Annotated in this window: 14 protein-coding genes; 9 read left to right on the top strand and 5 right to left on the bottom strand. The window is 68.1% G+C overall.

Annotated features, from left to right (window positions below):
• Window positions 1-31 precede the first annotated feature (31 nt).
• From QM693_RS22325 to QM693_RS22315, 3 genes are all read left to right on the top strand, one after another.
• Complete coding sequence (locus tag QM693_RS22325; protein WP_502942661.1) at window positions 32-1,201, top strand: acyl-CoA dehydrogenase family protein; 1,170 nt, start codon at window positions 32-34, stop codon at window positions 1,199-1,201.
• Between the two features lie 178 nt (window positions 1,202-1,379).
• Window positions 1,380-1,640: a hypothetical protein gene (locus QM693_RS22320; protein ID WP_283353452.1), complete on the top strand. Its 261-nt coding sequence runs from the start codon at window positions 1,380-1,382 to the stop codon at window positions 1,638-1,640.
• 4 nt (window positions 1,641-1,644) lie between these two features.
• Window positions 1,645-1,872 carry a hypothetical protein gene (locus QM693_RS22315; protein WP_283353451.1) on the top strand — a complete coding sequence of 76 codons (228 nt, stop codon included), beginning with the start codon at window positions 1,645-1,647 and terminating at the stop codon, window positions 1,870-1,872.
• 248 nt (window positions 1,873-2,120) lie between these two features.
• Here QM693_RS22315 and QM693_RS22310 read toward each other — a convergent pair whose 3' ends face one another.
• Window positions 2,121-2,510, bottom strand: a complete 390-nt coding sequence (locus QM693_RS22310) for a RidA family protein (protein ID WP_502942660.1) — start codon at window positions 2,508-2,510, stop codon at window positions 2,121-2,123.
• A 117-nt stretch (window positions 2,511-2,627) separates the two neighbouring features.
• On the opposite strand from QM693_RS22310, the gene QM693_RS22305 reads away from it, so the two are divergent.
• Window positions 2,628-3,671 carry an Rv2578c family radical SAM protein gene (locus tag QM693_RS22305; protein ID WP_283353449.1) on the top strand — a complete coding sequence of 348 codons (1,044 nt, stop codon included), beginning with the start codon at window positions 2,628-2,630 and terminating at the stop codon, window positions 3,669-3,671.
• Here QM693_RS22305 and QM693_RS22300 read toward each other — a convergent pair.
• Window positions 3,658-4,080, bottom strand: coding sequence for a PPOX class F420-dependent oxidoreductase (locus tag QM693_RS22300; protein WP_271211387.1), 423 nt, complete (start codon window positions 4,078-4,080; stop codon window positions 3,658-3,660). The two genes, QM693_RS22305 and QM693_RS22300, sit on opposite strands and share 14 nt — an antisense overlap.
• A 130-nt stretch (window positions 4,081-4,210) precedes the next feature.
• On the opposite strand from QM693_RS22300, the gene QM693_RS22295 reads away from it, so the two are divergent.
• Entirely contained in the window at window positions 4,211-4,666 is a 456-nt protein-coding gene (locus QM693_RS22295) for a hypothetical protein (RefSeq protein WP_283353448.1), read from the top strand.
• Between the two features lie 17 nt (window positions 4,667-4,683).
• Here the strand turns inward: QM693_RS22295 and QM693_RS22290 are convergent, their stop codons facing one another.
• From QM693_RS22290 to ypfJ, 3 genes are all read right to left on the bottom strand, one after another.
• Window positions 4,684-5,400, bottom strand: a complete 717-nt coding sequence (locus tag QM693_RS22290) for an SRPBCC family protein (RefSeq protein WP_283353447.1) — start codon at window positions 5,398-5,400, stop codon at window positions 4,684-4,686.
• Between the two features lie 2 nt (window positions 5,401-5,402).
• The gene (locus QM693_RS22285; RefSeq protein WP_283353446.1) at window positions 5,403-6,029 is read right to left on the bottom strand and encodes an ArsR/SmtB family transcription factor; all 627 of its coding nucleotides are present in this window, start codon (window positions 6,027-6,029) and stop codon (window positions 5,403-5,405) included.
• 65 nt (window positions 6,030-6,094) lie between these two features.
• Window positions 6,095-7,021 (bottom strand): KPN_02809 family neutral zinc metallopeptidase, encoded by a 927-nt coding sequence (gene ypfJ, locus QM693_RS22280; protein WP_283332332.1) that lies wholly within the window; start codon window positions 7,019-7,021, stop codon window positions 6,095-6,097.
• 143 nt (window positions 7,022-7,164) lie between these two features.
• Here ypfJ and aspS point away from each other — a divergent pair, with 143 nt between their 5' ends.
• From aspS to QM693_RS22260, 4 genes are all read left to right on the top strand, one after another.
• Complete coding sequence (aspS, locus tag QM693_RS22275; protein WP_283353445.1) at window positions 7,165-8,973, top strand: aspartate--tRNA ligase; 1,809 nt, start codon at window positions 7,165-7,167, stop codon at window positions 8,971-8,973.
• Window positions 8,974-9,043: 70 nt separating this feature from the next.
• Window positions 9,044-10,015: a DUF389 domain-containing protein gene (locus QM693_RS22270; protein ID WP_105421877.1), complete on the top strand. Its 972-nt coding sequence runs from the start codon at window positions 9,044-9,046 to the stop codon at window positions 10,013-10,015.
• The gene (locus QM693_RS22265) at window positions 10,015-12,594 is read left to right on the top strand and encodes a circularly permuted type 2 ATP-grasp protein (RefSeq protein ID WP_283353444.1); all 2,580 of its coding nucleotides are present in this window, start codon (window positions 10,015-10,017) and stop codon (window positions 12,592-12,594) included. The genes QM693_RS22270 and QM693_RS22265 overlap by 1 nt, the downstream gene beginning before the upstream one ends.
• Window positions 12,591-13,541 carry a transglutaminase family protein gene (locus tag QM693_RS22260; RefSeq protein ID WP_283353443.1) on the top strand — a complete coding sequence of 317 codons (951 nt, stop codon included), beginning with the start codon at window positions 12,591-12,593 and terminating at the stop codon, window positions 13,539-13,541. The genes QM693_RS22265 and QM693_RS22260 overlap by 4 nt, the downstream gene beginning before the upstream one ends.
• Window positions 13,542-13,550 lie beyond the last annotated feature (9 nt).

Genomic DNA, 13,550 nt, shown 5'->3' with positions numbered 1-13,550 from the left:
ACTCGTTCGCAACAACTGTGGAGACGAACCCTTGACTGCTCACCCTGCCATCACCGACATCGCATCCCCATGGATGGACGACGAACTCGGCGCGGTTGCCGAACTCGCCCGCAACTTCTTCGCCAAGGAGGTCACCCCCCACCAACGCCGGTTCGCCGCACAGGGCTTTCCGGACAAGGAGGTCTACGGCACCCTGGGCAAGCTGGGCTTGTCGGGTATGTCGATTCCTACGGAGTTCGGCGGAGGGGGAGGAACTTTCGCTCACGATGCCGTGCTGTTCCACGAACAGGTGATGGCGGGTGACCACTCGTTGCAGCTCGGTGTGCACTCGGGAATCGTTCCGCACTACCTGAACGCGTACGGAAGCCGCGAGCAGAAATCGCGATGGCTTCCCAAGCTCACCAGCGGTGAATGGGTCGGTGCCATCGCCATGACCGAACCGGGCGCCGGCTCGGATCTGCAAAATATCACTACCAAGGCCGTGCGTGACGGGGGTGACTATGTCATCACCGGCGGCAAGACCTTCATCTCCAACGGTCGCAACTGTGACCTCGTGATCATCGCGGCCAAGACCGATGCCACGCTCGGGGCGAAGGGTGTGTCTCTCGTTGTCGCCGAGGTGAACGACGACACTCCCGGATTCTCGCGCGGACAGATCTTCGAAAAGCTGGGCCAGAAGGGGCAGGACACCACCGAACTGTTCTTCGACGGACTTCGCGTCCCGGTGGACAACCTCCTCGGAGAACGTGAGGGTGCCGGATTCGTCCAGCTGATGCAGCAACTACCACAGGAAAGGCTGATCTGCGGCGTCGCTGCCGTCGCCGCGATCGAACGCGCAGTAGCACTCACGATCGAGTACACCAAATCGCGGACAATGTTCGGAAAGACCCTGTTCGACCTCCAGAACACCCGCTTCGAACTTGCCGAATGCGCGGCACTCGCGAGGGTCTCGCGCACCTTCATCGACGACTGCATCGACAAGCACCTTCGCGGCGAACTCGATGTCACCACCGCCGCAATGGCGAAATACTGGTTGACCGACCAGCAGTGCGCCGTGATCGACCGCTGTCTCCAACTGTTCGGAGGATACGGTTACATCCTCGAATACCCCATCGCCCAGATGTACGCCGACGCCCGCATCCAGCGCATCTACGCCGGATCCAACGAGGTCATGAAAGAACTGATCTCGAGAGCGCTATAGCAAGCAGGCAGCTCAGCGTCGTCGCATGGTGGATGATTCAGCAAGTGCCTACCAACATGCACACGATCGGCTCGGCCTAGTCTGGGGACGTCCCGGGGCGGAGAACAGATCTGACAGAAGAGCAATCGGCTCTACTGGACCGTTGGTTCGGGCAGTGGCAGGTTCTCGCGGATCATTCGTGGCCATTGCAGGACACGACCGTACTGAGAGTGCGGACAGCTTGCAACGACTTCATCGTGAAGGCATCACGGTCGAGGGGTCGCCAGCGGAATGGGGCCCGGCCACCTACCTGCAGGCGGGGCAGGCACTCGCTGGCCTGCTGTTGCCGGGCGAGGTGTCTACCGTGTACTACGCAAATCTGATCGAGCGCACGCATGGGTACATCGACCGGGCGGACGATCTGGTGCCGGCTGACCAGCTGGAGGCATTGGACAAGTGATCTGGTGAGGTTGCAGCCTCAGCAGTTCATGGGCCGACCCGATTTGGAGGAGGCCTTCCTTGCCGGTCTCGGGCGTGATCTCACCGCCTCGGACGTCGAAACCTTGGACCTCGAGTGGATGCATCACGCGATAGCGACTGCGGTGTGGGCTCACAACATTGGTGACGCAGAGTTCGAGCAACACGGCCGCTGGATGCTCGACAAGAGCGTCGGCCCGGGTATCCCAGGTTGATCTTTGAAAACGTAGAAACGCGACGCATCTACCGATCGGCGGAATCCCGCAGATCATGACCGCAGGCAGATCGCCGGTCGGGCAGTGAGTGTCGCTCAGGCGTGCCCACACCGGGTGCGGACCCACCCATCTCGGATTCCGACCGGGCGCCCACTACGGTGGCGACCCGGTCGGAAGTCGAGGCGGTGCTCAGCACGCAAATGCGTGCGTCGTGAACGGGTGGGTGAGGTGCCGCCTCCCCGCGTCGGTCAGTCGCCGATGACGGCGTCGGCCTCGATCTCGATGAGCAGGCCGGGGGCAATCAGCGCGCTGACCTCGAGGATCGTGGTGGCGGGTCGGATTTCGCCGAAGACCTCGCCGTGCGCGATGCCGGCCTCTTCCCACCGGCTCATGTCGGTGAGGTACATGCGGGTGCGGATCACTTCGGTCGTGCTCGCGCCGGCCTCCGTGAGTGCTGCCTCGATCCGGCGCAGTGCCTCCCGGGTTTGTTCGCCGAGATCGTTTCCGCCGACGGGGCCGTCGGGACCCGACGCCGTGGTGCCCGACACGGACACGAGCTGGCCGATGCGCACGGCGCGGGAATAGCCGATCTTGGCTTCCCATTCGGAACCGGACGAGACGTTGTTTCTGTTCGACATGGGCAACATTGTCGCAAGCCCCGATCCGGCGCTCACCAGCGCGGGCTTTCCCCACGATCCGGTCTCCGCGCGGGTCGAAGTCTTGACACCGGTTAGAACAAATGTTCGCATGTACTCATGAGGTGGGATGGGCAAGCGGTCGACGCCGACGACGGTGCATTGCCGGGGCTGGAGCGCGCCGGGCTCGTGCGCAGCGTGCAGACACCCGAGTTCGACGGCATCACCTTCCACGAGGTGCTGTGCAAGAGCGCGCTGAACAAGATGCCCGAGGAGTCGCAACTGCCTTTCCGCTTCACCGTCAACGCTTTTCGCGGATGCTCACATTCCTGTCGCTACTGCTTCGCGCGGCCCACCCACGAATACCTCGACCTCGACGCGGGCCGCGATTTCGACAGTCAGATCGTCGTGAAGACCAACGTCGCGGCGGTGCTGCGCAAGGAACTGGGGCGTCGGTCGTGGAAGCGGGAGCACGTGGCGCTCGGCACCAACACCGATCCCTATCAGCGAGCGGAGGGCCGGTACCGTCTGATGCCCGGCATCATTCGAGCGCTGGCCGAATCCGCCACCCCGTTCTCGATACTGACCAAGGGGACATTGCTGCGGCGCGACCTCCCGCTGCTGACGCTCGCGGCCCAGCAGGTGCCGGTCAGCATCGGCGTGTCGCTGGCGATCCACGATCCCGACCTCCAGAAGTCGATCGAGCCGGGAACGCCCACCCCGAAGGCGCGCCTCGATCTGATCCGGGCGATCACCGACGCCGGCCTGCCCTGCAATGTGATGGTGGCCCCCGTCATTCCCTTCCTGACCGATTCGGTGCGGCATCTGGACGGACTACTCGAATCCATCGCCGATGCCGGGGCCTCGGGTGTGACCGTCTTCCCGATGCACCTGCGCGGCAGTACCAAGGGCTGGTTCATGAACTGGCTGTCGACGGAGCATCCGGCTCTCGTCCGTCAGTACCGGCAGTTGTACGGGCGGGCGGCCTACGTTCCGCCCGAGTACACATCGTGGCTGAAGCAGCGCGTCGACCCTCTCGTCGACCGGTACGGTCTGGGCGGCGCGGCGAACCATCGGGAGGCCGGACAGACCGAGGCCGTCGAGCCCGATCGCGGTGAACTGGTCGGAGTCGGTCGTCCCGGACCGGCGCTCACTCTGTTCTGACGTGAACGGTCCGCCTCGGCTCGTACCATTCGGCGCCGGCAGGTTCTCCCGCCATGTTCCAGCTCCACGAGATGGTCGGCGCGATGCGCACATAGAGACCGGGGCCGACCATTCCGTCCCGTTCCACCGGCTGATCGGCCGTGCCGTAGACCCGGATGGACCGCGCGACGAACGGCTCGAACGACACCAGGTCGTCGACGACCAGCGACACCTTGTCGTTCCCGGCCCGGATGTTCCGGAACTTGCGGGTACCGGCGACGGACGGACCGGAACCTCCCACCCAGAAGTCCGTTCCGTCGAACTCGAAGGCGAGTGGAACCACGTCGGGTTGCCCGTCCGCGCCCACGGTGGCGACGCGGGCGATCGGCTGCGACCGCAGGTAGGCGATCTCTTCGTCTGTGAACGACATGGAAATCTCCTCGTCGATGTCGACCGATGTTTCTGCGTCGACACTAGCCAAGCGCACGAGTAACGCTCCCCGCATTCCCGGAGACAAGGGGGAGAGAGGTTCGCCCGACGCACAACGACCGAGGAGCGCCATGCCTGTGGGAAATCTGGTTGTCCGATCGGCGGTGGTGGGTTCGCTCGCCGCGGCCGCACTACTCGGTGCACCGGCCGCAGCCGGGGCGGATGCTGCGACGCTGACCCCCACCTACACGATCGGGCACGGTCTGAACCCCGGCGACCTCAGCGTGTGCGGAGGGCGGATCGACGCCCACGCATCGTCCGACTACCCGGAGCCGTACGGTCCGAACTACGTGCTGTTGACGACGTACTTCGTCGGCCCCTCCCGGGTCTGCATGGTCGACGGCACCCTGCATTGGCGCAACCTCGACACCGGCGCCTCCGGAACGAAGCAGTGGGCGTTGAGCGGCTGGGACGGTCCGGGCGCGCCGACAGCCGTGTACTTCGATCCGGGGGCGGGCCGGGTCAGCATCGAGATCACCACGAGCACCCCGAACATTCCGGGGAGGGGCGAGTTCACGGCGTCCTGAGCGGAGGTGTGCCGGGTTCAGGCGAAGGCGTTGTCCAGCCAGGACTTCCACGCGTCCTGCGACTTCTCCTGGTCGGCACCCGCAGTGAACAGGTGGTGCGCCGCGTCGACCGTTCCGCCGAACGCGTTGCGGCCGTAGAACCGGTACAGCGCATCGGCGGTCCGGATGCCGATGAAGTGCGGCGTCAGGTAGTCGACGACACCGTCGACGGTGCCGAAACCGGGCACGTCGACGGACACGGCGTCGCCTGCGGCGGAAGTGTCGGTCAGCCCCAGCGCGCCGCGGAGTGTGGCCATCGCGCCCGGACCGGTGGACGTATCCGGGCCGGCGGTCGTGATGTAGGTGGCCGCGCGGCCTGCGAAGTACTGGACGTACTGGCCGAGGCTGTGGAGGTAGAACGTGGTGTGCTTGTCGGCGCCGTCGTACTGCGCGTCCCAGTCGTCGGTGAAGATGCCGCTGTGGACGTAGCGCAGCGCCGCGGTGCCGCCCTCGCGGGCCTCGATGAGGTATTCGAGGGCGTTGAACCAGCCGTCGGGACCTTCCTGGCGCACGGCGAACTTCTGCGGCGGCTCCCACGCGACGACGGTCGGGTCGTCCGGTCCCTCGCTGCCGACGCCGGGATCGAGATCGGAGGGGAACATCCACCCGCCGGTGCCGCTGGTGACGGCGGCGAACACCTCTTCCGGGGTGGCGTTCAGGACGACCTCGCGGCGAATCTCGAAGTTCTGGGACATGGCTAGCTCTCCTCGTGACAGTTGTCGGGTGACTTCGCTTGCTCGGACGGTGTTTTCAGGCTGGGGTGCAGTGCGACGACGAGTCGGTGTCTGCGGCCGTTCGGGGCGTTCTCGTCGTGGTATCGGGCCACCAGGTGCTTCATGGACTCGCCGAGTTCGTCGGCGAAGGCGGACCGGTCGGCCGCGGACGCGAACCGGATCTCGCTGTCGATCGCGTAGGTGGCCAGCGGCTGACGCGCCGCGGTGGCGCCGGCGATCAGCTCGCCGACCTCACGCACCAGGCGCGCGGCCAGTGCGACCAGCCAGCGGGCCGACAGTTGGTCCGGCGACCGGTCGGGATCGGGGGCGAGGGCGGCGAACGCGGCGGGGGAGATGACGTACGACGCCGCGGTGGCCTGGAAGACCCGTTCGGTGACGTTGCCCTTCTTGCGTTCCTCGACGAGTTCGACGAGGCCGTGCTCCTCGAGTGCCCGCAGGTGGTAGTTGGCCTTCTGCCGCGTCAATCCGACCGTCGCGGCGATGGAACTCGCCGAACCGGGTTCGGCCAGCGCCGCGAGCAACCGCGCCCGGACCGGGTCCAGGGAGATCTCCGCGGCGGCCGCCTGATCGATCACTGCTACGTCCAACATGCGTCAACTCTCACACTGACAGTAAATTCTGTCAAGACAAAAATAACTGTCGGTGAGTCGGGTGGTCAGCGCAGCGCAGGTGGGTTGTTCAGATCGCGCGCCGAATAGGTGTCGCAGGCCTGGACCTGACCCGTCCGGTACCCGGTGGCGAACCACTTCTGGCGCTGCTCCGAGGAGCCGTGCGTCCAGCCCTCCGGATTCACCCGGGCGCCCGCGGACTGCTGGATCCGGTCGTCACCGACCGACGAGGCGGCGGAGAGGGCGTCGTCGATGTCGGTGCCGGTCAGGGTGTTCAGGAACGGCGGCCCGCCGTCGGGGCCGGGGAGGCTGTCGGCGTAGTGGGCCCACACGCCCGCGTAGCAGTCGGCCTGCAACTCGGTTCGGACCGCGGCCGAGTCGGCGCCCCGCGGGTCGGCCTGTGCCCGCCCGATGTCGCCGAGCTGATTCTGGATGTGATGGCCGAACTCGTGCGCCACGACGTACTCCTGCGCGAGCGGTCCGCCGCTGGACCCGAAGCGGTCGACGAGAAGCTGGAAGAAGCTGGTGTCGAAGTACGCCGTCGAGTCCGCCGGACAGTAGAACGGTCCGACCTCGCTGGTGGCGTTGCCGCAGCCGGTGTTGACCGAACCGGAGAACAGCACGACCTCCGGCGGCACGTACGCGGTGCCGGTCTGTTTCGCGAGCTCCTGCTCCCACACGGAGTCGAGACTGCCTGCGGTGAACACCACCCGGCAGTTCACGTCGCGGTTGGCGTCCGCGCCGGTCTCGCATCCGGCGAGGCCCGCGCCGGAATTCTGGGCGGAGGAATCGGTGGTGCCGCTGAGGCCGCCGAGTAGCGAGCCGGGATCGCCGCCGAGGAGCAGTGCGAGGACCAGCACGATCAGACCGCCGGCGCCGCCGCCCATCGCGAACTTGCCGCCGAGGCCACCGCCGCCCCCGCCGCCGACCGACACCCGGCCGGAGTCCATTCGGGCGCCCTCGTTGAAGGTCATGTGTCGTCGCTTTCTCTGCAGTTTTCCGGTGCGTGCCGATCGAGCCTCGCACGTGAAGCGGGTATGCGTTTCCGCTCACGCCCGGTGTCTCCGTAGGATCTCAGCCAACGAAGTAGCTTGCCCCATGTTTCGAAAGGAATCCCGTGCTGCGCACACATCTCGCCGGTTCATTGCGAGCCGAGCAGGCCCAGCAGACCGTAACCCTCACCGGTTGGGTTGCCAGGCGTCGTGATCACGGCGGGGTGATCTTCATCGATCTACGTGACGCGTCGGGTGTCTCCCAGGTGGTGTTCCGGGAGGGCGCCGCCGCCGAGCAGGCTCACCGTCTGCGCGCGGAGTACTGCGTCAAGGTGACCGGTGTGGTCGAGGTGCGTCCCGAGGGCAACCAGAACTTCGAGATCCCCACCGGGGCCATCGAGGTCAACGTCACCGACCTCGAGGTCCTCAACGAGAGCGCGCCGCTGCCGTTCCAGCTGGACGACCATGCCGGTGAGGAAGCGCGCCTCAAGTACCGCTACCTGGACCTGCGCCGTGAGGGCCCCGGCCACGCCATCCGGTTGCGGTCCAAGGTCAACGCCGCGGCCCGCGCCGTGCTCGCGCACCACGAGTTCGTCGAGGTCGAGACGCCCACGTTGACGCGGTCGACGCCGGAGGGCGCCCGCGACTTCCTGGTTCCCGCGCGACTGCAGCCGGGCAGCTTCTACGCGTTGCCGCAGAGCCCGCAGCTGTTCAAGCAGCTGCTCATGGTCGGTGGCATCGAACGCTACTACCAGATCGCGCGCTGCTACCGCGACGAGGACTTCCGCGCGGACCGCCAGCCCGAGTTCACCCAGCTCGACATCGAGATGAGCTTCGTCAACCAGGACGACGTCATCCTCCTCGCCGAGGAGGTGCTGTCGTCGCTTTGGAAGCTGGTCGGGCACGAGATCAAGACGCCGATCGCGCGCATGACGTACGCGGAGGCGATGCGTCGCTACGGCTCCGACAAGCCGGACCTGCGCTTCGGCGTCGAACTGGTCGAGTGCGCCGAGCTCTTCAAGGACACCACGTTCCGGGTATTCCAGCAGGAGTACGTCGGCGCGGTCGTCATGCCCGGCGGCGCGAGCCAGCCGCGTAAGCAGCTCGACGCCTGGCAGGAATGGGCGAAGCAGCGCGGGGCAAAGGGTCTGGCGTACGTGCTCGTCGGCGAGGACGGCACGCTCGGCGGACCGGTGGCCAAGAACCTCACCGACACCGAACGCGAGGGCCTCGCCGCGCACGTCGGCGCGAAGCCGGGCGACTGCATCTTCTTCGCCGCCGGCACCACCAAGTCGTCCCGTGCGCTGCTCGGCGCCGCGCGTGGCGAGATCGCCCGCAAGCAGAACCTCATCGACCCGGACGCGTGGGCTTTCGTGTGGATCGTCGACGCACCGCTGTTCGAGCCGACCGCGGACGCCACCGCGAGCGGCGACGTCGCGCTCGGCTACAGCGCCTGGACGGCGGTGCACCACGCGTTCACCTCGCCCAAGCCGGAGTCGATCGACACGTTCGACACCGACCCGGGGTCCGCGCTCGCCTACGCCTACGACATCGTCTGCAACGGCAACGAGATCGGTGGCGGCAGTATCCGTATCCACCGCAAGGACATTCAGGAGCGAGTGTTCAAGGTGATGGGCATCTCCCACGAGGAGGCCGAGGAGAAGTTCGGCTTCCTGCTCGACGCGTTCGCGTTCGGCGCCCCGCCGCACGGCGGCATCGCGTTCGGCTGGGACCGCATCACCGCCCTGCTGGCCGGTGTCGATTCGATCCGCGAGGTCATCGCGTTCCCGAAGTCGGGCGGCGGCGTCGATCCCCTGACCAATGCTCCGGCTCCGATCACCGCGCAGCAGCGCAAGGAGTCCGGGGTGGACGCCAAGCCGGAGCCGAAGGGCGATGCCGCGGCGGCCGAGCCCGACGCACCCGCAGCCAAGTAGGCGGGCCCGCCGGCGCGATCTGCCGGCAGGACTCGATTGACCGGACGACGCGGAACAGCCGGGGGACACGATGTTGCACCTGCGAGTGATCTGTCCGGCCGAGCGCACCGAGGACGTCCTCGGTGTGCTCGCGGCGGAACCCGGCGCCACCCACGTGGTGGTGCTGCGCGCCGCCGCGATCGACCCCGCCGGTGACGCGATCCAGACCGACGTGGCCCGCGAGTCCGCGAACGACGTGATCGACGCGCTCGAGGCCCTGGGAATCGATCGCACCGGCGCGATCACGGTGGTGCCCGTCGAAACGGTGCTGTCGAAGTCCGCACACGACGCGGAGAAGGCGGCTCCGGGCGATCCCGCGGACAGCGTCGTGTGGGAGGAACTGGTCAGCCGGACGCGCGAGGAGTCGACACTCAACGGCACCTTCCTCGCGTTCCTCACCATCGCCTGCCTGCTGGCCGCGGTGGGTGTGGTGACCGACTCGCCGATCACCGTCGTCGGGGCCATGGTGGTGGGACCGGAGTTCGGTCCGCTCGCCGCGCTCGCCGTCGCGCTGATGCGGCGCAAGCTCGGTCTGGCCCGGCGATCGCTGATCGCCCTGCTCTTCGGTTTCCCATTCGCGATGGCGGCGACGCTGGTCGCGACGCTGCTGATGGAGCGGGTCGGCTGGATGGACTTCGAGAGCATCGAGTCCCTCGACCAGGTCGACTTCATCTACCGGGTCGGACCGCTCTCACTGATCGTCGCGCTCCTCGCCGGCGCGGCAGGCATGCTCGCGCTCGTGTCCGCGAAGTCGGCGGCACTCGTCGGCGTCTTCATTTCGGTCACCACCGTCCCCGCGGCGGGATTCGCCGCCGTCGCGGTCACCGTGGGCGAATGGCGCGTCGCGGCGCTGGCGGCGCTGCAACTCGGTGTCAACATGGTGGGCATCGTGATCGCAGGCGTCCTGGTTCTGGCACTGCGATTGCGCAGCGGCGGCGATCCCCGCCGGCTCCTCGAGCAGGCGCGGAAAGAGCGGTCCGTGGCACAGAGGCGGAGGGCCTGATGATCGTGTCGCCCCACGACGGCGCGGGCTACGACGAACTCTTCGACGACGGCGGCGACGTCCGGGACCCGTGGGCGGAGCTGGCCCAGGACTTCACCGGAGGCGGGCCGGACTCCGTCCGCCGCCTGCAGTCCCGCATCCGGCTTCTCGTCGACAACCACGGGATCACCTACAACCCCCTCGACGGATCGGACGCCCCGACCGTGCCGCCGCGGTGGGAGATCGACGCGGTCCCGCTGATCGTGGCGGCCGAGGAATGGGAGCAGCTCGCGGCGGGCTTCGTGCAGCGCTCCCGCCTCCTCGACGCAGTACTCGCCGATCTGTACGGACCGATGGCGCTCGTCCGGAGCGGCGCCGTGCCGGCCCGCACGGTGTTCGGACACCCGGGGTACGTCCGTGCGGCGCACGGCATCACGGTGCCGGGCCGCCATCAACTGTTCCTGCACGGACTCGACGTCGGCCGCGGGGCCGACGGCACGTTCCACGCGCTGCGCGACCACACGCAGTCGCCGGCAGGCGCCGGCTACGCGATGGCGGACCGCCGCGTCGTCGCCCGGGCGATGCCCGGCATCTACGAGAGCGTGGGCCCGCGTCCGCTGTCCTCCTTCGCCCAGTCGATGCGGCTGGCGGCGATCGACGCCGCCCCCGCGGGCACCGAGGACCCCCTGGTCGTGGTCCTCAGCCCCCGTACCCGGTCCGAGGCGGCATTCGATCAGGCGTATCTCGCGACCGTCCTCGGCTTCCCGCTCGTGGAGAGCGCCGACCTGGTGGTCCGCGACGGCCACGTGTGGATGCGCTCGCTCGGCAACCTGGAACGCGTCGACGTGATCGTCCGGCGGGTGGACGCCGACCTCGCCGACCCCCTCGACCTGCGCCCCGACTCCCGGTCGGGCGTGGTCGGGCTCGTCGAGGTGCTGCGACGGGGAGCGGTGACCGTCGTCAACCCTCTCGGCAGCGGAATCCTCGAGAACCCGGCCCTCACCCGGCTGCTCCCGGACCTGTGCCGTCGTCTCCTCGACGAGGACCTACTCCTGCCGTCGGTGCCGAGTTTCTGGGGTGGCGACCGGTCGGAGCTGTCGCACATCCTCGCGAACGTCTCGTCGATGGTGCTGCGCGCGGTGCACGGGGGGTCGCCGATCGTGCCCGCCGAGCTCGGTGCCGCCGACCGGGACACCCTGCTGGACCGGGTGCGGGCCGAACCCGAGCGGTGGGTCGGGCAGATCGTCCCGGACCCCTCGTATGCGCCGGCGGCCGACGGATCCGGGGACGTCTTCCTCGCACCGGTCGGGGTGCGGCTGTTCAACGTCGCGCAGCAGGTCGGATTCACCCCCATGGCCGGAGGTCTCGGCACGTCCCTCGTTCCCGGGGCCGAGCGCGGCGACCGGCGTCACGCCGGCGCGAAGGACGTCTGGATCCGGCTGGCCCAGCGCACCGCGTCCACCGATCCGGGGGACGCCGCCGACCGCGACGGGGAAGCCCTGCCCACGTATGCGGCGACGACGTCCGACCTGATGACGTCGCCGCGCGCACTGACCGAACTGTTCTGGATGGGCCGGTTCGCCGAGCGCGCCGAGGGTGCGGCACGCCTGATGATCGCCGTCGGCGAGAAGTACCGCGACTACCGTCTGCGACCGTGGCTCGCGGGCGGCGGAAGCCTCCCGATCCTGCTCGACACGGTCCTACGGGTCGCCGACGCCGGGAACCGCCCGCAAGGGCCCGATCGCGGTGCCGAGGCAGGCTCGGATCCGGTCGCCGACCAGCCGCGGGTGCGCTCGGAGTTCCGTTCGCTGACGGTCGACCCCGACCGGGACGGGTCGCTCGCGCATGCGGTCCGCGGCGTCGAGCAGGCCGCGCGGGCCGTGCGCGGGCAACTGTCGAACGACATCTGGGCCGTCCTCAGTTCCGTCGAACGCGCACTCGGGCAGGTCGCCGCCGACACGGCCGACGACGGTTCCCTGCTGTTCGAGGCGCAGTCCGCCGTACTCGGCGGGATGCTCGCACTGTCCGGAGTCGCCGCGGAATCGCTGGTGCGGGACACCGGCTGGCACGTCATGGACATCGGCAAACGGATCGAGCGGGCATCCACCCTGATCGCGCTGGTGGAGTCCACGCTGCGACGGAGGACGGACCCGGCGACCGAGCGGGCGGTGATCGAATCGCTCCTCGTCGCCACGGAGAGTTCCGTCGTCTACCGCCGCCGCAATCGGAGCATCCGCCCGGCCGCCGTGGCCGAGTTGCTGCTGTTCGACGTGAAGAACCCGCGGTCGCTGGCGTTCCAGCTCGAGGCGCTCCGTGCGAATCTGGCTGCACTGCCGGACGCCTCGGGTGCGTCGCGTGCGGAGCGGCTCGTCGAGGACATGGTCAACACCGTGCGACGCGTCGATCCTGCTCGACTCGAATCGGTCGACGCGAACGGGTCCAGGAAGGAGCTGGGTGAGCTGACGACCACGATGCGCGCACTGCTGAGCGAACTGTCCGACGTGATGCTGAAAGGTCAGCTGTCGCTGCCGGGCGGCACCCAGCCGCTGTGGGGTAGCGGGACCACGTGGAGCGCCGCGCAGGGCGGGGTTCCCGCATGACCGATGTGTCGCCCCGCGCGGACGGGGCAGCGGAACGGCCGGTGCTGCGCCGATACAAGATCACCCACCGCACCACGTACACGTACTCGGGGCCGGTGTCCTCGTCGTACGGCCGGGGTTATCTCCTGCCCCGCGACACCGAGGAACAGCGATGCGTGAGTTCCGTCGTCGACATCTCGCCGGCGCCCGCAGACCGTTCCACCGGGTCCGACGTGTACGGCAACCGGGACCTGTACTTCCAGGTGAGCACGCCGCACGAGGAACTGGTCGTGGCGGCCGAATCCGAGATCGAGGTCTACGGACCCGACAAGACCCGACTCGCCGCCGCACCCGCGAACGCGCCGTGGGAGTTGTCCCGCCCCGTGGGAACCGAGGGAGCGATGGCGCAGGAGTTCGTGCTCGACCTCGAACCCCCCGAGATCAGCGACGCGGTCCGCGAGTACGCGGCGCCGAGTTTCCCGCCGGAACGGCCCCTCGCCGACGCGGTGGTCGATCTCACCACGCGCATCCATCGCGACTTCCAGTACAAGTCGGGGTCGACGTCGATCTCCACGCGCGTCGCGGAGGTGCTCGAGAAGCGGTCGGGGGTGTGCCAGGACTTCGCCCGGCTCGCCATCGCCTGCCTGCGCTCGCGCGGACTGGCGGCCCGGTACGTGTCCGGCTATCTGGCGACGCAACCGCCGCCCGGCAAGGAACGGATGATCGGCGTCGACGCGACCCACGCCTGGGCGGCCGTGTGGATGCCGGGGGACCGGTGGCTCGCCTTCGACCCCACCAACGACCAGCTGGTCGACGAGCGGTATACCGTGGTCGCGTGGGGCCGGGACTACGCGGACGTGCCGCCGCTGCGCGGTGTCATATACACAGAGGCACGAAACAGCACCATTGCGGTGTCGGTTGACGTGGCGCCGATCGAAGTGCTCGCGCCGGATCAGCCGAAATGCTGAAATTCATCC

It is taken from the genome of Rhodococcus sp. IEGM 1305 (genome assembly GCF_030058635.1).
Taxonomy (GTDB): Bacteria; Actinomycetota; Actinomycetes; order Mycobacteriales; family Mycobacteriaceae; genus Rhodococcus_F; species Rhodococcus_F opacus_D.
The sequence above is the reverse complement of the archived record's forward strand: the minus strand, read 5'-3'. Positions and strand labels throughout refer to the sequence as shown.